Source organism: Paenibacillus sp. MMS18-CY102 (assembly GCF_009789195.1).
Taxonomy (GTDB): Bacteria; Bacillota; Bacilli; order Paenibacillales; family Paenibacillaceae; genus Paenibacillus_T.
In genome coordinates this window covers 94,207-111,973 of record NZ_WSTC01000017.1, presented here as the reverse complement: position 1 = coordinate 111,973, position 17,767 = coordinate 94,207, and the positions used below count along the sequence as shown (strand labels likewise).

Genomic DNA, 17,767 nt, shown 5'->3' with positions numbered 1-17,767 from the left:
AAAAATGAAATCCAAAACCGCCGTCCCCCTTCTCGTTGTAAGCATGATTGTTGCGCTCATCGCGGGCATTGTGCTTGACGGCTGGGCTGGGGGCACCGGGGATTCCGCGGTTTCGGGCGGCACCTCGGCTGCGGCCAATACCGAACAGTTGGACCAGGATGTGTTTGTGAAGGATAAGGTCGTTGATGTGAAAATTACGATCGACCCCGATGATTTTCAATCGATGCTGGATAACGCTTCTGCGGAGGAGTTCAAGTCGGCAACAGTGGAGTATAACGGCATTCAACTTGATAATGTAGGCGTTCGAACGAAGGGCAATCTTTCCTTGCGCTCGGTCGTCAGCATGCCTGATTCAGACCGATACAGCTTTAAGCTGTCATTTGACGAGTATATTTCGAATCAAACCTTGTTAGGGCTTGCCAAAATCAACTTGAACAACAATTACAGTGACGCAACGTATATGCGTGAGTTTCTGACCTATGAGCTTGCAGAGTCAATGGGTTTGCCGACGCCTAAGTATTCGTACGTCAATGTGTATGTCAACGGAGAGCTGAAAGGTTTCTATCTTGCTGTTGAGCAGATTGGCGATTCCTATCTGGAGCGGAATTTTGGCAACACCTATGGTGCTTTGTACAAAGGGATCATGGGTAACGGTAGCGATCTGCTGTATAAAGGTGACAGCGAGTCTGATTATCCGGGACTTTCGCGCAAGTCGGCAAAGTCCAATGATGATGTCCTGATCGACATGATTAAAGAGCTTAACGATGGCACCGACTACGAAAGCGTCCTTAACGTTGAGGATGCGCTCGGCTATATTGCTTTGAATGCAGTTACAACCAATACAGACAGTTATATCGGCAGCAATAAGCAGAATTACTATTTGTATGAGGACGATGGCGTCTTTTCGATTTTGCCTTGGGACTACAACATGGCATTCGGCGGCTTGGGCAGCAGCTCAACACTGATGATCGATGAACCGACGGATGGCGCTTTGTCCGAACGGCCACTCGTCGACAAGCTATTGAAGGTCGATGCGTACAAAACGCGTTATCACGAGATTATCGATAAAATGCTTAGTTCGTACTTGAAGGATGATGTATTCCAAGCACGGGTGAAGCAGCTATCTGAGTTGATCTCAGCGCATGTAAAAGCCGATCCAACAGCGTTCTATACGTATGATCAATATGAGCAAGGCATTCAACAACTGCTGTCGTTCACCTCGGTTCGTGTTGCCAATGTTGCTGAGCAGCTGGACGGCACGATCGCGTCTGCTGGCAACGGTTCCGGCAACGGCGGGGGCATGAGAGGCGGCGGCATGGGAAGAGGAGGCAGAAACAACGTGGCAGCGAATGGGCAAGTTGATGCAGCAGCAGCAGGCCAAGGCAATGCGGAAGCTGGGCAAAATGGGCAGGCGATGCAGCAGGGCGGCGATTTTGGTGGATTCGGCGGTGGCATGGGCGCACCACCTGATGGGTTTGACCGTGGTGGTGGCGGCTTCCCAGGTGGCGGCATGGGAGGCGGTCCAGGCGGATTTGGCGAGGCAACAGCGGCAGTGAATCAAGGAAGCTCGTCTGAAGCGTTAACGACAGGCGGTTTGCTCATTGTACTTATGCTAGCTTGCTTGTTCGTTGTGTATTTCCGCAGAAAACATTGATAGGTGCTGAAGAATAGGGCAAAAAACCCTGCCCTATTGGCGCGCAAACGAGCGAATGTGTGGAATAGGGCAGAAAAATCTGCCCTATTAACAAGCTACCGAACGTATAAATAGAACAAAAAAGCTCCCTTCGTAGGGAGCTGTTCGTTATAAAGGTGGTGCGGTCAAGAGGACTCGAACCTCCACGGTATTGCTACCACTGGCACCTGAAGCCAGCGCGTCTGCCAATTCCGCCATGACCGCATGTCAATGTCGACAAAAAAGATCATACCACTAGAACGTTGTTGATGTCAATGAATTATTTAATTTTATGATGCCGGTGCGGTTAATGCCTCAAGCTGAGCCAAAATACGAAATGCGTCTTCGTTCGTCTGGCCGCAGGTGTATTCCTCCGCAGTGAATCCACCGCATACGGCAGGGCGCTCCGGCTTGCCGAACAAACGGCAACGGTTATCTTGTGCCAGCTGTACGCAACGTACGCCAGCAGGCTTGCCTTCTGGCATGCCAGGAATAGGGGAAGTAATCGTAATGGCGATGCAGCAAGCTGCACAGCCGATTCGGCATTCCATGGTGAGGGCCTCCTTACAGCGTATCATGAGTGTCTTCCGCTAAATAACGAAAAAGATTCCAGCTCATGCGCTGGAATCTCTTATAGATGGTGCGGTCAAGAGGACTCGAACCTCCACGGTATTGCTACCACTGGCACCTGAAGCCAGCGCGTCTGCCAATTCCGCCATGACCGCACAATTACAACTTGCGAAAATTAATATATCATTTTCGTACCATTCAAGTCAATCCGATTTACAATGTTCGAATTTTCTGTAAATAATGCCGGATGGCTTGAATCGAAGGGGTACATAATTTTTGATATGGGCACAAACAATGAAAGTATGGAATGAGGAAGGTGGTGGCCCAAAGTTATGATGCATTCGCAGCAACCGCAACATCGTTCGACCCGTTTAAAATTTGGTCGTTGGCGCAATAAGCTGGCCTGCTTGTTTGTAGCCATGCTCCTCGCAGGCAATACGGTGCCAGCAACTATGGCTTCTGCATCAGCAGGGACGGATGGCCGAGCGGCAGAGACGAAACGGGTAGCGATCGTTATTGATGATTTTGGCAACGGGATGACGGGTACGGCAGAGATGATGAAGCTGCCGTTTCCATTCACAGTAGCAGTAATGCCGTTCATGCCGACGACACGTGCTGATGCGGAGACTGCGCATAAGCTCGGCCATGATGTCATTGTTCACATGCCGATGGAGCCGAATAAAGGCAAGCGGGAGTGGCTCGGTCCCGGCGCGTTAACGACAGACCTTAGTGACAGCGAAATCCGCAAACGGGTCGAAGCGGCTATCGATAATGTGCCGTTCGCTGTCGGAATGAATAACCATATGGGCTCCAAGGTAACGGCGGATGAGCGAGCGATGCGGATTGTGCTTGCCGTGTGCAAGGAGCGGGGGTTATTTTTCCTCGACAGCCGAACGACATTCAAAACGGTGGTGCCCAAAGTCGCCAATGAGCTCGGTGTTCCATTGCTCTCCAATCATGTGTTTCTAGACGATGTGTACTCGGTCCAGCATATTGCCAAGCAAATCGGAGTGCTGCGCAAATACTTAGAGGAGCATGAGAATTGTGTCGCGATTGGCCATGTCGGACCGCCAGGCAAGAAAACGGCAGCAGTTCTGCTCCAATCGACACCCGTACTTCGGGAAAATGCCGTAATCGTCAAGCTTTCTGATTTAGTCCAGCGAACCGACGAGCATCATATATTGCCGTAACCCATTTGCAATGGACGTAGCCAACCTCGTCTGCGATACGCGATTCGTGAGCATCTGCCGATCGCCAGCATGGGATAAGAAGCCCATCTCCACAATAACGGCTGGTTGTTTGACGGTTTTGAGCAAGTAATAAGGTTTGCCGAGCCTCGGCAGCTCACTGGTTTTCTGAAACTGGTTTAAAGCGTCCTGAATGCAAGTTGCAAGCAGGGCGCTTTTTCCATTGTCCTGATGCAACACTAGCGGCCCATGCTTGACGGCATTCTTGGCCCAGTTAACATGCAGGCTGACGAATAACGCGATATCGATCTCATCGGTAAGCTGCCGGCGCTGCGATAGGTCACGCCGATGGCGTGAAGAGGTCTGATGCCATCGATTATCGTCGCTTAACGCATAATCGCCAGTTCGATTCAGCACGGCGTTAATGCCTTGGCTGCGAAGCAACAAGTACAGCTTTTGGGCAACAGCCAGATTGATATGCTTCTCTAGTGTGTCGCCGAACACGGTTCCGCCATCAACGCCTCCGTGACCGGCATCGATTAGAATGGCTGCAGAGGGGAGCGCTCGCTTGTAATGTGGCGGTTCGCTATGGTCGGCAGCAGCGGCAGCGTGATGGCTAACAGAGACCGGGCTCCACAGTAGTGCTGAAATCGCAATTGGAATGATAAGCTTGCGTTTGTTCCAGTTGTTCATGAAGCTTTTGCGCCTAATCGATAATTGGTCTTCTTGTTTCTGGTCTTGGTGATTCATCCGGTTATCCTCCTATAGGCCAAACAGCACTGGTCTGCTCTTAGCGTGGCTTGAAGGATGGCAATTCATGCATGTTTATTGTTTGTGAATGGAGGGAATGCTGTAGAGGCGGAAACGAATAAGATAGCGGCCAATTGGAGTAGGGGAGTGAACAATAATGGCAGATAAAAGAGATGAACTCATTAAATATATGGCAGGGCAATTCGTCCATTACATCGATACGCCTGTCGAGGAGCGCGAGCAGCGCCGCCGCAATAAGCAAGCAGCCAAGTCGGCCAGGGAGCCATGGGTGACTCGCTGGTTCGGCTTGGCGCCAGTCACGCTATTCACTGCGTTATTCACTTGGATGAGGGGCATGCGAGGGACGGCGCCATCAACTGTAAAAGCGGCCGAAGGCCGAGAGCAAGGATAACCCGATATATCGGCTATATTGTGGCCCGTTCCCTTCTGGATCGGGCTCTTCGAGTTGTAAATAGACCGCATGGTTCGACCATTGCTGGAAGCCGGTAATGCCCCATATGAACGTAGCCGACTGGTCAAATAGCTCCGTAACGTAACGAATCGGGCGGTCCGATTCAATCGGCTTGAGCAGCTGCTCTGCTTGTTTTAGTTTTACCGATGGCGAGGTCAGCCATGGCAAATCGGCATAAATGTCGAATGAGCTGCCGCGATATGCGCGATAGACATGAGATTTTACGCCGGCGGATACGGGGAAAGAATCGGATTGCTGCACATGAGCGGCGGCTAGCTTCCATAAGCGGTCATCAGTAGGCAAAATATCGCCAGTAGCTGCATCTGCATACAGCACCTCGCGATCAGCTGTCACGATGCGCCAAGCGGCAACTAGCCCGTTCGCATATAGCCGCTCTGCTTGGAAAGCGGGCTGCCCAGCTTTGGGCGACGTGGATGAAGCAGTACGGCTTGGAATGACGCCTTGCCGCTCTAATGACAAGCGCAGCGTTTGCATATCGAATAACGGCCGCTGCCCAACTCCGTATTCCCCTAATTCAAAACCGCCATTTGCCGTTGCATTCACGATCATATAACCAACGGTTTTTCCGCTTATTGAGATAATCACATACCAAGCATGGGTACCTGGGCCAAGCGGTTCAATGGTGTATTCAGCACCAGTCCAAGAGGCAAAAGAAGGCTGCTTCGCAAGCTCGTCCATCCAAGAACGGACTTGGTTTTCGAGCTTCTGTGCGTCTGGCTTGGGCGACGGATTGATTTGGATGGCCGTGGCCTGCACGGTTGCCGAAGTAGCCGCTGCGCTGGCAGCTGCAATCGGTTGCAGCATGGCTGCTCCAAGTACGGCTAAAAGGATAAGTTTGCCCATATAGGGATGGCGCATCGTGATCTCCGCCTTTCGCGCGGCATGAAGCCGCTTACGTTCCTCTTCATTGTACGGACAAGCTCCCAAGAACGCTGTTGGAAGCTGTCGCGCAGACGCGTACGGCATCGGTTCTAATTTTGTAGCCCACTGTCAATCGATACCCGAAAGATGAAAAATGCCGCAGTTGATGGCAGACGCTGTAACGCGGGGTTCATACTGCCAACGAATTTCGGCTTGCCGTTTCTCATATTGCTCCGAGATGGCACCTTTGTTTTCCTCGATAGCTGTATCGATGAGCGGCTCATAATAATGCTTGATGCGCCCAAGCTCCTCATCCAGCCGTTCGCTTGCGGAAGCAGCCCAGCTATAATCCTGCTGTTTTAGCTTACGTTCGATCATTTGCTCGATTGTCGCCATCGCTTTGTGAAGCGAAATGCCATTTTTCGTAATATGCACATTAGGCGGCAGCTTTGGCGTTAATTTGAGCTCGAGCAGCCGGTCATGGAATCGCTCGACGCATTGGCCGGAAGCAAGGGAGACGCCGATGGAATGAAACTCTTCGCGTTTGCGGTCACAGGCGAATTCAACCTTCAAGTTTACGCCAAGCCACGCGGTGTATGGCGTCGAGTCGTAAGGAAGGGCGTGCTTTCGCTCAGGCTCCTGAAATAGGTAGACATAGCTGCCGCCCGCACTGCTGGCATCGAACAGTTGGTCAAGCTTGCGCGAGCCAAAATGCAAATCCTCCCGCGGCATGCGTACCGTATTCATCGCGCCATGGACAAACCCAAATGACCGGCCGAGCGCCGCTTCGGCTGCAGTGGAAAGGCCGCTTCCTCCTGGTGTAGCAGTGTCTGGCCCTCCCGCAGGTGCATTTGCGCCTTGCGGCTGCAAAGGCACTTCTTGTGCAGCGGCCTCGGCGGCGTCATATTTGGCCTTGTCGGTCACGAACAGCATGGACATCGTCTCAGGATCTGCGCCAGTCCGATCAACGAAGCTCCAATAGTATGGCCGGTTGGTGAGCGAACGGTCTGCGGCAGGCGATAGCTTCACTTTAAAATGGGAAGGCGATTTCTCAAGAATGACACATTCCGTTGCTTCGAGAAACCGCTGGACATATTTGTGCACTTGGCGTTCGTTCATGGGCTTGCCTCCAACGAGATGGTTTGGCCGACAGCATCGAGCATATTCGCCAGCGGATTGTCTTCATCGAGAATTTCAGACTGCACCTCATCGCGAATGCGGCTTATCGAGCTGCCTAGGCCATCGATCCTCTGCCGTAGCTCTGAGCCATCTCCTGATTCGGCTACCATACGGGCGATCTGCTGTTCCATCGATAACTCCTGCTTCTCGAATCGTTCAAGGATATGGTCCAATTCGCCGATGACGAGCTCGAACAGGTTGATTTTCTCATGCAGCAGATTCACGATATGCTCCTCGATTGTGCCAAGCGTACACAGGTTATAGATGCGCACGTCATGCTTCTGCCCCAGGCGGTGCACCCGCCCGATTCGTTGCTCGACGCGCATTGGATTCCAAGGCAGGTCGAAGTTGATCATGTGGTGGCAAAATTGCAGGTTGATGCCCTCGCCGCCAGCTTCTGTCGCGATAAGCACCTGCGCACGGCCGCGGAACAGGTCCATCATCCAATCTTTTTTGCCGCGATTCATGCCGCCCCGATAAGGGACTGCTTGCAGCCCATGCGAGCGGAAATATTGCAGCAAATATTCTTGCGTCGCTCGATATTCGGTGAAAATGATCACCTTATCATCGATTTCGCGGATAAGCTCCATCGCTTTTTCAGCTTTCGTATTCGAGGTGATACTGCGGATGACCTCGACAAGCGCCCATATTTTGGCCCGTAAGGGAGAGTCTTCGGCTGTTTTCTTAAATAGGTTTACAAGCGTTAAGAACACCGCATCGCGGCTGGAGCACACTTCCCGCTGTAGCGTAACGAGCGATAGCATGCTCGCCATATCTGCGACGGTCTCGACAACGCGTTCACGGACGAAGGCGGTTACGCCGTCATAGAGCGCTTTTTCCTCCGGCGATAGCGCAAGTGGGATGTTGCGGACGATCCGTTTCGTGAACTGAATGTCCCCGTCTCCGCGGCGATTTCGGATCATAACCGCAGACAGTGCTTCTTGCAACTGCCCTTCGTTCTTAGGCAGCCGCTTATCGACGACGAAGTTTGCAGCAAATTCGCTCTGCCCCCCGAGTTGGCCAGGCTTAAGCAGGGTAATCAGGTTATAGAGCTCGTCCAGGTCGTTCTGAACGGGCGTTGCTGTTAATAGCAGGCAGTATTTTTTGTTGAGCTGGGTGACGAACTGGTAGTTGGTCGTTTTCTTATTTTTGAGCTTATGGGCCTCGTCGATGATCAGAATGTCATACTCTTGCGCCATCAGCTTCTCGCGGTGAGGGTCGCGTTTGGCTGTGTCCATCGAAGCGACAACGACATCACATGCCCACGTATGCTCTTTCTTCTGTGCGACAGCGGGTATGCCGAACTTCTGGTTTAGCTCACGGACCCATTGCAGCACGAGGGAAGCCGGCACAAGGATTAGGGCACGCTTCACCAGCCCACGCATCATATATTCTTTGAGCACAAGGCCTGCTTCAATCGTTTTGCCAAGCCCGACCTCATCAGCCAAGATGGCGCGGCCGCCCATTTCGTGCAGCACCTTGCTAGCCGTTGATATTTGATGAGCCATTGGCTCAAGTGAAGGCAGGCAGCGAAGGCAGCGCAGCTCGTCAAAGCTCGTCACCTGCTTCGCTTGCTCGGCTTCGACGGCGAGTTGATAGAGCGGCCAGTTGTCCCAAGGGCCATTACGGTTCAGCCGGCTCTGCAGCTCGTCGAACCAAGAGCGTTCAAAACGCCAATCGACGAGCGGATTCAGCTTTCGGTTAGCGCCGGCTGGTTCGGAGCGGGTCGGATTCGTCGGTTGGATGGGTTGCGTCATGGATGAGCTCCTTTCCTGCCATTTTGGCGGACGTGATTTCCATAGTATGGCCTTGTGTGCGGCAAAACATAAGAGATAGAAAGCAAGTGTGACAGAATGAGGCGAAAAACAGAGATTCGACGAGGATGGACAAGCATTATGAAGGATTACAAGCAGTGGATGGGGAATTTCGGCGAAAACAGCGGTCAGAGGCGATGTATATCTATATTTAGTATAGTATAATGAGATTCGCACACAATATATGGTACCAGAATCATACAATATAGATAACTTCATGGGCTGCGGAACCAAGAAAACGGGAGGTTGTCGGCAGATGGTGACGACGCGTAATAATCGATTAGAAGGACTAAGCGAGAAAATATTTTTGGATCGCTACGCATGGAAAAATGCGGATACGAACGAGACGAAGGTAGGCGACGTCGTACTGGTGTTGACGAAGGACGACCCGAAATTCCCGACCAAGGAAGTAGGCGAAGTCATCGCACGCCGCGGCAGCGACGTGACGGTTAAGCTGCGCAGCGGGGGCACGATCGAATCGTCCGTAGAGAAGCTGACGCTTACCGTTGAGAAAACGCCGGAAGAAATGTGGGATCGCCTCGCTGGCGCGATGGCATCTGTTGAGAAAGAAGAGAAGCGGAAGGAATGGGCAGAACGGTTCCGCTATATTCTCGATGATTGGAAGCTCGTGCCGGGCGGACGAATTGCGGCTGGAGCAGGCGCTAGCGAAGAGCTCACGCTGTTCAACTGCTATGTTATTCCTTCGCCAAAAGACAGCCGGGGCGGCATTATGGAGACGCTCACGGAAATGACTGAAATTATGGCGCGTGGCGGCGGCGTTGGCATTAACCTGTCATCCTTGCGCCCTCGCCGGGCGATCGTTGCAGGCGTGAATGGCTCCTCAAGCGGCGCCGTATCATGGGGCGGATTGTTCAGCTACACGACAGGCTTGATTGAGCAAGGCGGCAGCCGCCGTGGCGCGCTTATGCTTATGATTAATGACTGGCATCCGGATCTCCTCGATTTCATTACCGTTAAGCAAACGATGGGGCAAGTGACGAATGCGAACTTGTCGGTTTGTGTGAGCAACGGATTCATGAAGGCAGTCAAAGAGGACCTCGATTGGGAGCTCGTCTTTCCAGATACGAAGGCGCCAGGCTATGATGAGCTATGGGACGGGGATTTGGAAAAATGGCGTTCCAACGGCCATCCGGTTATTCCTTACAAAACGGTCCGTGCCCGCGATGTGTGGCATACAATCATCGAATCGGCTTGGAAATCGGCTGAACCGGGCGTTGTGTTCATGGAATACTACAACCAGATGTCGAACAGCTGGTACTTCAATCCGATCATTTGTACGAATCCATGCGGCGAACAAGGGCTGCCAGCTTGGGGCGTCTGCAACCTATCCGCAATCAATCTGTCCAAGTTCTATGATGAGGGCAAAGATGATGTGGACTGGAACGAGCTCGGCCGCGTAACGCGCTGGTCGGTGCGCTTCCTCGATAATGTTATCGACAAGACGCCGTATCATTTCCCGGAAAATGAAGCGAACCAACAAAACGAACGCCGCGTCGGCCTGGGCACGATGGGCTTGGCAGAGCTGATGATTAAGCTTGGCATCCGTTATGGTTCACCTGAATCGTTATCGTTCCTCGATAAGATTTATGGTTTCATCGCACGAGAATCGTACCTGGCTTCGTCCGAGATTGCAGGCGAGAAAGGCTCGTTCCCAGCGTTCGAGGCAGAACCTTATTTGCAAAGCGGATTTATGCAAAACATGGTCGAGGAGTACCCGGAAGTGGGCGATGCGATCATGAAGAGCGGCGTACGCAACGTTACCGTATTGACGCAAGCGCCAACAGGCAGCACGGGTACGATGGTTGGGACTTCTACAGGCATCGAGCCGTACTTCGCGTTCGAATACTTCCGCCAAAGCCGTCTCGGCTTCGACAAGCAGCTCGTGCCGATCGCGCAAGAGTGGATCGATGCGCATCCTGGCCAAGAGCTGCCGGATTATTATGTAACGTCGATGTCGTTATCGGCGAAGGATCATATCCGTGTTCAAGCGGCGATCCAACGCTGGGTCGATAGCTCGATTTCCAAAACGGCAAATGCGCCGAACGACTTTACCGTCGAAGAAACAAAAGAGCTGTATGAGCTTGCATTCGATCTCGGTTGCAAAGGCGTAACGATCTATCGTGACGGCAGCCGTGACGTTCAAGTGTTGTCGACCGCTTCGAAGGAAGAGAAGAAGGACGAAGTGGCAGCAGCAGTAGCTGAAACGGCGACAGCGGCAGCTGAGGAAACGACAGCAGTCGGCGAGCTGAATGCAACGCTGAATGCGGATGTAACGCCGCAGCAAGAGCAAGTATTTGATAAAGAATACAAGCGCCGTCCGCAAGTGCTGCGTGGCGCTACCTATAAAGTAAACACGCCATTCGGCATGGCGTACATTACGATTAATGATATGAATGGCACACCAAGTGAAATCTTCCTTAATGTTGGCAAAGCTGGCTCCGACGTATTCGCGATGGCGGAAGCGCTCGGCCGCGTGTGCTCGCTGTTCCTTCGTTATGGCGATCACGGCAACAAAGTGAAGCTGCTCGTTAAGCACCTTAAAGGCATTGGCGGATCCGGCGCCATCGGCTTCGGCGCGAATCGCGTGGAATCGATCGCGGATGCAGTAGCGAAGGCGCTTGAGACGCACGCGGAGACGGCGGAAGAAGCGGCTGCGCTGTATGCGGAGCCAACAGCATTGCCAGCTGTTGCGGTTCCGGCTGCGCCTGCTTTGGCGGCAGCGAATAATGGCGCGCATGTGCATGCAGGACAGTCGTCGTCGCGCGACCTGTGTACGTCATGCGGATCGGCGTCGCTGATTAATATTGAGGGATGTAAGACGTGCAGTAATTGTGGGTATAGCCGTTGTAATTAATTAGATCGAAAAAGCTCTCAGGTGAATGGTTGCCGCCTGAGAGCTTTTTCTACGAAATGAGCCAAGGATGCTGTAATCTGTTGTAATCCTTCAGTTGTGTATCACAAACATAGTTCTGGCGCTGTGAACGGCAAACCTGCTTTGCTCCGATCCTCATGATTTAATTACGGAACGAATATTTGTGAAGTAGCGTTTTGGCACCGAACGGGCTGCTCCCGTTTGGCGTTACAGCGCGGCGATACATCTCGTAGGTACTCGGGTTACCCCAACTAAACTCTCCGTCATTATAACCAGCCGTTGACAATTGACAGACTATTAATTTGCGCGCCACGCATGGATGCTGAGAACAGCACCTGTGGCTTAGAGCCGTCTTTCTTTGAGCGGTAAAGGAGAATATCATAAATAATTAGGATCGCTGCAGAAACTCTTTTATAGGGGCAATAAAATCTTCTCTTTGATAGAATCGAAGGACTCCGTCCTTAAATGATGCATCGTGCACAAATTGTTCCTCGCTATCTTTTAGTGAGAAAATTCCCATGATGTACGCCAAGTTTTCTCTTTCAGTAGCACTATTAATTGAAGAGGTAAATGCGGGATTCTTTTCAAACGATTTTCTGAGAATTTCGCAAAGGAGCGATAGGCTGATTTTTTGCTTTTTATTTAGTGAAAGGGCAAACGAAAGGAGAGCAGCTTCGTTTGTATTTTTTAAAAAGGTGAAAAACCAACTCAAACATCCAACCAGGACATCGCAAATTTGAATCCGAAGATCAAGCTTAGAATCCTCAATAAACTTATAGTTTTGGACTGCTTTATTCTCGAGTACAAATTGAGAAGATTCTAAGCGTTTCATGATTTCTGATTCGGTATCAAATAGATGAAACGACTTCGAAAATATTAATAGAGGTGAGGCATAATAAGAGAGAAAATGTTCTAGTATGATGTAGTCTTCACGAGGGGCAGAAAATTGTTTCCGTAAGTTTTTGGACTCTACTAGTTTCTCTCTAATTACTTTATCGAAAAACCACTTTGTGAGACTGGGTGCGTGCTTTACATGCTCATCAAAGAGGAGTATCCACCTTTCCCAAAAATCCTGAATCTGTTCCTCATTGACGTTCGGGTATGTATATTGGTGTAAAAACGCAGCCATTCGTTTGGGTTGCTTTTTTATGATTGGATAAAGCATGTCTCCGAGCAACATCCGCGCACCTTGAACGGATGCAGCTTCATCGTCCACAAGCTCTTGTGCTATTTCATCAGCAATAATGTATAACATGTCAACATTCCAATAATGGACATAAATTTCTGATTCATATACCCATTTTAGCAACGCCATAAGATTACGATCTTGTAAGCAAAGAATCGCAGTTCCCATCAAATACTTTTTCATCATATAAGAAACCGCCAACTACAAAATTAAGGTATTGATCTTTATGGGTTCGAGTGGAATCTAATTGATCGATATTGAAGCGGCCATCCTTAATCCAAAATTTTCTGTCGTTACGGGTTTCATCATAACAAAAGATATATTCATGATCAGTACCCTTTAAATTACGCGATTTAATATGTTCTTGGATAAAATCCGTGCAATCATTTATAGCTTTATCATTCAATGCTAGGTATGTCATATGTATGATTTCAGCGACTTCAACCACTTCTTTTTGTGTCAGTGGTGTACTTTGTAATATCGAAATAATCTTAGATTTCTCTTCTACAGGAAATCTGGCCACCACTGTTTTTGCATCCAACTCCAGCATAGATTCGGTCTTTAGAATAGACCCGATCTCTTCACAACTGCGAAAAATGAATTCATCTATTTGGTTGGTATCCATTACCAATTGTGGTCGTTTCGAAGTTGGCCATTTTTTAGGCGTAAGTAATTTCACGAAAGATTGAAGGACGCTAGGCATTTTGAGATTCATTGCTAAAATAACCACCATTCTTCTGCATTTTTCGATTAACCGATTAATTTATTAATTTATTTCTTTATCCTATTAAATTACCGCTCTTTATTATGTACAATAACATGAAATGGATATAATAAGGAGATTTTCAACATGAGAAACTGGTTGTTAGCTGTAATGAGTTTATTGTTGCTTTCTATGTTTGCTGCGCCCCTACAAACAGATGCTGCGACTGCATCCGCCAACTACTCGTATTCGCTTCCCAAAGACTTTCAATGGAAACAGGCGGATAGTGATCGTTACGGAAATGTTTATGTGCTGGGTGTATATAAACAAAAGGACTACCTCTTGCAAGCGATTGGCCCTGATGGGAAGAAAAAATGGTCGATTACTGGTCCCGCTGCTAACGTCGTTTACTTCAAAATTGGGCTCGATAATAAACTATATTTGCAAGTGGCAAACACACTGTATGCCTATGGATTGGACGGGAAGATGATTTGGAGTAAAACCATAAAAGCGGGAGTTGAGTTTCGCTTCCTGCCCGGAGGAAAGAGCATTCGCTTTCATCGGGAAGATGAACCGAGGGTGATCACCTTTGCCCCTAACGGTAAACCGGATGAGAATGTCATTTTAAAAAATAAAAGTGATGTACCCGTATTCGAGTACGACACAAGCGTATGGCATGTGATAAAAGCAAACGGTTCTATTGATATTTACGATGGCAATACGTACTTATTTAATTTAATGCCTAAGGGATATAGGGACTTGAGTCCACGAGCTATTTCTGATGATGGGCAAACGATTTATGTTTACGAGTTGCGGGATGCGATGGAATGGGATTACAGTAGCATTTATGCCTACGACCGAAAAGGGAAGATTAAGTGGAAGTATCAGATGGAAGGCTATCGCAATGAGGCGGATAACATCGTTGCCCTTCCAAACGGGAATATCATCTTCTATGCCCTGAATGAACGAGGCATTATTATGCTCGGAAAAGACGGGAAAGTAACGTGGAAGAAGAGTAACGTGAGCCATGTTAATTTAACCATTCAATCCATGAAAGATGGATTTATCATTAACAATGAGATTTACGATCTAAAAGGAAAGCTCAAACGTAAAGTTGATGTTCCCCAAAAAGGAAGTTACTTCTTTGCAAAAGATTTGGCGTTCATCACAATTGATCAAACCACGGTTAAACGCCTGCGGTTATAAATGAAACGTATTCGATTGTAAAAACACCAATGGATGCCTGTGCATCCTTTTGGTGTTTTTTGAGCATTGCCGAATAGATTTGGTGGCAATTAGAAGGAACCGTTATGGTAAAATAATGCTATATTTGAATTTTAGAGGCTGGGCATTACAACGATAAGGAGGATAAACGCATGAGTTTAAAGCTTGCTTTCTCCGGAGGAGGATTTCGCGCCACTTTCTTCTGTCTCGGAGCTTATCGGCGCCTGGTAGAGCTAGGGATCGCAGATGAAGTTTCAAGTATCAGCTCTGTATCTGGTGGAAGCATTACGGCGGGCGCAATTATGCTGGGGTTATCGAGCGGCAAGTTCCAAAGCGTAGAGGATTTTGACCAGCGGGTCACGGGACCGCTTCAACGGCTTGGGCAAAGCAACTTGCGACAGAAAATTATGCGCAGGTCGATTATTCCTAGAACAACGGAGCTAGCATCACATTTTAAACCTGAGCTGCCGCGAACGCGATTTAGCCGCCTCTATCCGAAACTGCTGGACGAGTCTTTGTTTCAAGGCAAGAAAATTAAGGATTTGCCCTCGTATCCCGAATGGAGTTGCAACGCGACATGCCTCAATACGCTTAAGCGGTTTAGGTTTAAAGTGACGGATATGTATGCGGGGTTGCTAGGGCAGAGCAAAGAAATCGATGATATCACCGTTGCTTTTGCAGTGGCTGCTTCTGCAGCATTTCCTATGATGTTTGCCCCGCTGAAGCTTTCTGGCAAAGGCCGAACGTTTGTAGACGAATACTGTGCAGCCCATGCTAAAGTATCGCCAGACCTGTTATATCTCACAGATGGCGGGGTGTATGACAATCTCGGTTCTGAAAGCATTTTAAAAGATGACACGCCTTATATTATATTGGATGCTTCTGCAGCTGAGAAATCATGGGGATTAAAGGATCGCCCGTCTTATTTGAAGCTTAACTCCCGCCTGCTAAGTGTTAGCCTTGACCAAATCGTTAATTTGAGAAGAAGGCTCATATTTACGCACAAACAAGGCATTCAAATGATCTTGGGGCGATCGATTAACAAAATCCGTAACGCTGAACAAGAACATCGGCCATCATTAATCGATCTGCCGGAATACCCGTCGCACTACGAGGAGATAGAGGGCTTAATTGGCGGATTGCGCACAGACCTTGATGCTTTCCATGATGTTGAGATCGCTTCACTGATGTGGTCGGGTGCAATTCATACGGATCTAGCCGTGAAAGCAGTTGCTCCTGAGATTGTTCCTGCTCAAAAGTGGAATGACGTTCCTGTGTATCCATTCAGCGATAACATCAGTGAGGCCACGGAAATATTAAAGCGAGGACAAAAGCGAAGCAATTTTTCTCCATTACATACCAAGCTCTCTCTATAAGGTGCGAGTATATTTAATTAGCAAAAAGGCAACTCCACGTGTCGCTGGGAGTTGCCTTTTGTATATCATTCTATTGAGCCTGCCACTCAGTATTCGTTCGCATACTTCCTTACGTTCTCCTGCCCGTTCAATTGAATCTTAAGCCCGAGATTACGGAAATCTTTCATCGGGATAAACATGCGCCCGCGGAACTTAATTAACGTTTTGGAATCTGCCTTAAATGACTTCCCATTCAGGCTAATCGTTGTCGTTTGATTGTTGGTGGCTATTGTTGCACCTACCGCGTCGGAGAAACTCTTCAAGCCTACATACCACAAATCATGATCCGACAGGAACAGGTCAGGTGCGGACAAATTAACTTTGATTTTATCGTTCACTAAAATTTCGCGTCCCGGCTCGGGGCTTAACAGCTCGCTGAAATCGCCGGAATACGAGGCAACGCCTTCGGCCCAATCCTCATATTTGCCAACGAACATGCCGGTCGACAGGTTCAAATAGCCATTTCGTGCATATTCGCTATATTCGACCTCAACCAGTTCATCGCCATAATTCCAATTGTAGCTATGCTGGGAATGCTTGCGATAGTAGGCTGGCAGCACGCGAAGCACTTTGCCTGTAGGCGCGTCTATTATTTGCGTTGTATAACTGTAGGTTGCGGAGAAGATGTTTGGATTAGGGCCCTGTTTAATTTCAGTTATGATCATATACTTATTATTTGGTGAGAAGGAAACTTTGGATATTGTGCCTGCATGGGTGAACACTATAGGCGTGTTGTTTCTGGCTGATTTGGCGCTAATGAGCCACGCTTTAATCTTTTTATCATAGTAGCTGGTATACCTTGTGTTCCCGACCTTATAGGTCCAATCCTCGCCGAAATTCATGACAGAATTTCCGGTAACTTTGATCGGTTTTTTGCTTCCATCTGGCAGCATTTCGTATGTTGTCGGGATGTAGTAGACACCTAAGTAGCTATACCAGTCTTTTGTACCCTTAGGCGGTTCTGTCTTAGAGGTGACATCGAGCTTAACGATAAGTGATTTAGCGGCAGGCTTATGATCATAGATGAGCCCCTTTATACTGTCATCTTTAGAGGAAGGCTCGTAGGCAGAATCTATTCTTCCTAAAAATTTGCCAGTGCTAATCGCGTACAAGTAGCTGTCGTTTATGTCTTCGTAGTACTTATTGAGCGCATAAGCACCGAAGTCTGGGAAAACATCGATCTGATCGGCATATTCCTTTGTGATAAATTCTTTCACTAGCTTCATTGTCGCCGTCTTCGTATTGTAGTCGTACAGCTGGCGAATATACTGCGGTTTGCGATTAATCTCGATCGTCCAATAGATGTGATCGCCTGATGGATAGTAGTGAACGGTAGGCGAGCTATCCCATTGTTCGCCCTCATAGATATAGTTGTAATACGAAATGTCGGGATTACCGCTTGGCAATTTGATCTTCAGGCTCGGGAACTTGTGAAACTCATCTGTGACATCAAAACCGTTCCCGTAGTCCGTCGTGCGCGTATGCGCAACCGGATAGGCATTCCACGTTGCCGTGTCTACCAAAAAATCAATGGTCGTCTCTTTCAGCAGTCGCGGCTTCTCTGCAGCGTGCGAAGCGATAGGCGGCGAGAGGCTTACCAGCAGCGTGGCAGTGGCAAGTATCATCCCGATGCCTCTAAACAGTCGGTTCATTCGATCGTCTCCAATAGCTCTAGTAGTAGAGGAATAATTCCCTCGTACTACCAATCGGCTATTATGTGATATTATTTCAGATATGGAGCCAAAATAATTTATTAATCATATAAATAGATTTTCCATTTATCTTTAGGGCCTTTACCTTTATGGAAAACGAAGAAAGCT

At 48.9% G+C, this 17,767-nt stretch carries 14 protein-coding genes and 2 tRNA genes; 6 read left to right on the top strand and 10 right to left on the bottom strand.

Translation table 11 applies throughout. From position 1 onward, the window contains the following. Positions 1 to 4: 4 nt before the first annotated feature. Positions 5 to 1,654, top strand: coding sequence for a CotH kinase family protein (locus GON22_RS14540; protein WP_160396819.1), 1,650 nt, complete (start codon positions 5 to 7; stop codon positions 1,652 to 1,654). Positions 1,655 to 1,810: 156 nt separating this feature from the next. Here GON22_RS14540 and GON22_RS14535 read toward each other — a convergent pair. From GON22_RS14535 to GON22_RS14525, 3 genes are all read right to left on the bottom strand, one after another. Then, positions 1,811 to 1,897 (bottom strand) — tRNA-Leu (locus GON22_RS14535). Between the two features lie 65 nt (positions 1,898 to 1,962). After that, positions 1,963 to 2,223 (bottom strand): YkgJ family cysteine cluster protein, encoded by a 261-nt coding sequence (locus GON22_RS14530; RefSeq protein ID WP_160396818.1) that lies wholly within the window; start codon positions 2,221 to 2,223, stop codon positions 1,963 to 1,965. A gap of 87 nt (positions 2,224 to 2,310) precedes the next feature. Continuing rightward, a tRNA-Leu gene (locus tag GON22_RS14525) sits at positions 2,311 to 2,397 on the bottom strand. A 180-nt stretch (positions 2,398 to 2,577) separates the two neighbouring features. Between GON22_RS14525 and GON22_RS14520 the strand changes: the two genes are divergently transcribed. Beyond that, positions 2,578 to 3,432 carry a divergent polysaccharide deacetylase family protein gene (locus tag GON22_RS14520; RefSeq protein WP_160396850.1) on the top strand — a complete coding sequence of 285 codons (855 nt, stop codon included), beginning with the start codon at positions 2,578 to 2,580 and terminating at the stop codon, positions 3,430 to 3,432. Here GON22_RS14520 and GON22_RS14515 read toward each other — a convergent pair. Beyond that, complete coding sequence (locus GON22_RS14515; protein ID WP_160396817.1) at positions 3,394 to 4,179, bottom strand: N-acetylmuramoyl-L-alanine amidase; 786 nt, start codon at positions 4,177 to 4,179, stop codon at positions 3,394 to 3,396. The two genes, GON22_RS14520 and GON22_RS14515, sit on opposite strands and share 39 nt — an antisense overlap. A 157-nt stretch (positions 4,180 to 4,336) precedes the next feature. On the opposite strand from GON22_RS14515, the gene GON22_RS14510 reads away from it, so the two are divergent. After that, entirely contained in the window at positions 4,337 to 4,591 is a 255-nt protein-coding gene (locus GON22_RS14510; RefSeq protein ID WP_160396816.1) for a YqzE family protein, read from the top strand. On the opposite strand, the gene GON22_RS14505 is transcribed toward GON22_RS14510, so the two are convergent. From GON22_RS14505 to GON22_RS14495, 3 genes are all read right to left on the bottom strand, one after another. Further along, positions 4,553 to 5,530 (bottom strand): hypothetical protein, encoded by a 978-nt coding sequence (locus GON22_RS14505; RefSeq protein ID WP_160396815.1) that lies wholly within the window; start codon positions 5,528 to 5,530, stop codon positions 4,553 to 4,555. The two genes, GON22_RS14510 and GON22_RS14505, sit on opposite strands and share 39 nt — an antisense overlap. Positions 5,531 to 5,662: 132 nt before the next feature. After that, a complete protein-coding gene (locus GON22_RS14500) occupies positions 5,663 to 6,652 on the bottom strand; it encodes a YqhG family protein (protein WP_160396814.1) in 990 nt (329 codons plus the stop codon). Continuing rightward, positions 6,649 to 8,469, bottom strand: a complete 1,821-nt coding sequence (locus GON22_RS14495) for a DEAD/DEAH box helicase (protein ID WP_202113239.1) — start codon at positions 8,467 to 8,469, stop codon at positions 6,649 to 6,651. Before GON22_RS14495 ends, GON22_RS14500 begins: the two co-directional genes overlap by 4 nt. Before the next feature lie 313 nt (positions 8,470 to 8,782). Between GON22_RS14495 and GON22_RS14490 the strand changes: the two genes are divergently transcribed. Next, a complete protein-coding gene (locus tag GON22_RS14490; RefSeq protein WP_160396813.1) occupies positions 8,783 to 11,401 on the top strand; it encodes an adenosylcobalamin-dependent ribonucleoside-diphosphate reductase in 2,619 nt (872 codons plus the stop codon). A gap of 406 nt (positions 11,402 to 11,807) precedes the next feature. Here the strand turns inward: GON22_RS14490 and GON22_RS14485 are convergent, their stop codons facing one another. Further along, positions 11,808 to 12,791: a hypothetical protein gene (locus GON22_RS14485; protein ID WP_160396812.1), complete on the bottom strand. Its 984-nt coding sequence runs from the start codon at positions 12,789 to 12,791 to the stop codon at positions 11,808 to 11,810. Next, positions 12,739 to 13,320 (bottom strand): hypothetical protein, encoded by a 582-nt coding sequence (locus GON22_RS14480; protein ID WP_160396811.1) that lies wholly within the window; start codon positions 13,318 to 13,320, stop codon positions 12,739 to 12,741. Before GON22_RS14480 ends, GON22_RS14485 begins: the two co-directional genes overlap by 53 nt. A gap of 135 nt (positions 13,321 to 13,455) precedes the next feature. Between GON22_RS14480 and GON22_RS14475 the strand changes: the two genes are divergently transcribed. Next, the gene (locus tag GON22_RS14475) at positions 13,456 to 14,514 is read left to right on the top strand and encodes a hypothetical protein (RefSeq protein WP_160396810.1); all 1,059 of its coding nucleotides are present in this window, start codon (positions 13,456 to 13,458) and stop codon (positions 14,512 to 14,514) included. A gap of 170 nt (positions 14,515 to 14,684) precedes the next feature. Further along, positions 14,685 to 15,908: a patatin-like phospholipase family protein gene (locus GON22_RS14470; RefSeq protein WP_160396809.1), complete on the top strand. Its 1,224-nt coding sequence runs from the start codon at positions 14,685 to 14,687 to the stop codon at positions 15,906 to 15,908. Between the two features lie 86 nt (positions 15,909 to 15,994). Here the strand turns inward: GON22_RS14470 and GON22_RS14465 are convergent, their stop codons facing one another. After that, complete coding sequence (locus GON22_RS14465; RefSeq protein WP_160396808.1) at positions 15,995 to 17,599, bottom strand: hypothetical protein; 1,605 nt, start codon at positions 17,597 to 17,599, stop codon at positions 15,995 to 15,997. Positions 17,600 to 17,767 lie beyond the last annotated feature (168 nt).

Bases quoted from the DNA above. Each gene is read 5' to 3' on its own strand.
- GON22_RS14540 (WP_160396819.1), top strand. From the start codon at position 5: ATGAAATCCAAAACCGCCGTCCCCCTTCTCGTTGTAAGCATGATTGTT.
- GON22_RS14530 (WP_160396818.1), bottom strand. From the start codon at position 2,223: ATGGAATGCCGAATCGGCTGTGCAGCTTGCTGCATCGCCATTACGATT.
- GON22_RS14520 (WP_160396850.1), top strand. From the start codon at position 2,578: ATGCATTCGCAGCAACCGCAACATCGTTCGACCCGTTTAAAATTTGGT.
- GON22_RS14515 (WP_160396817.1), bottom strand. From the start codon at position 4,179: ATGAATCACCAAGACCAGAAACAAGAAGACCAATTATCGATTAGGCGC.
- GON22_RS14510 (WP_160396816.1), top strand. From the start codon at position 4,337: ATGGCAGATAAAAGAGATGAACTCATTAAATATATGGCAGGGCAATTC.
- GON22_RS14505 (WP_160396815.1), bottom strand. From the start codon at position 5,530: ATGCGCCATCCCTATATGGGCAAACTTATCCTTTTAGCCGTACTTGGA.
- GON22_RS14500 (WP_160396814.1), bottom strand. From the start codon at position 6,652: ATGAACGAACGCCAAGTGCACAAATATGTCCAGCGGTTTCTCGAAGCA.
- GON22_RS14495 (WP_202113239.1), bottom strand. From the start codon at position 8,469: ATGACGCAACCCATCCAACCGACGAATCCGACCCGCTCCGAACCAGCC.
- GON22_RS14490 (WP_160396813.1), top strand. From the start codon at position 8,783: ATGGTGACGACGCGTAATAATCGATTAGAAGGACTAAGCGAGAAAATA.
- GON22_RS14485 (WP_160396812.1), bottom strand. From the start codon at position 12,791: ATGATGAAAAAGTATTTGATGGGAACTGCGATTCTTTGCTTACAAGAT.
- GON22_RS14480 (WP_160396811.1), bottom strand. From the start codon at position 13,320: ATGAATCTCAAAATGCCTAGCGTCCTTCAATCTTTCGTGAAATTACTT.
- GON22_RS14475 (WP_160396810.1), top strand. From the start codon at position 13,456: ATGAGAAACTGGTTGTTAGCTGTAATGAGTTTATTGTTGCTTTCTATG.
- GON22_RS14470 (WP_160396809.1), top strand. From the start codon at position 14,685: ATGAGTTTAAAGCTTGCTTTCTCCGGAGGAGGATTTCGCGCCACTTTC.
- GON22_RS14465 (WP_160396808.1), bottom strand. From the start codon at position 17,599: ATGAACCGACTGTTTAGAGGCATCGGGATGATACTTGCCACTGCCACG.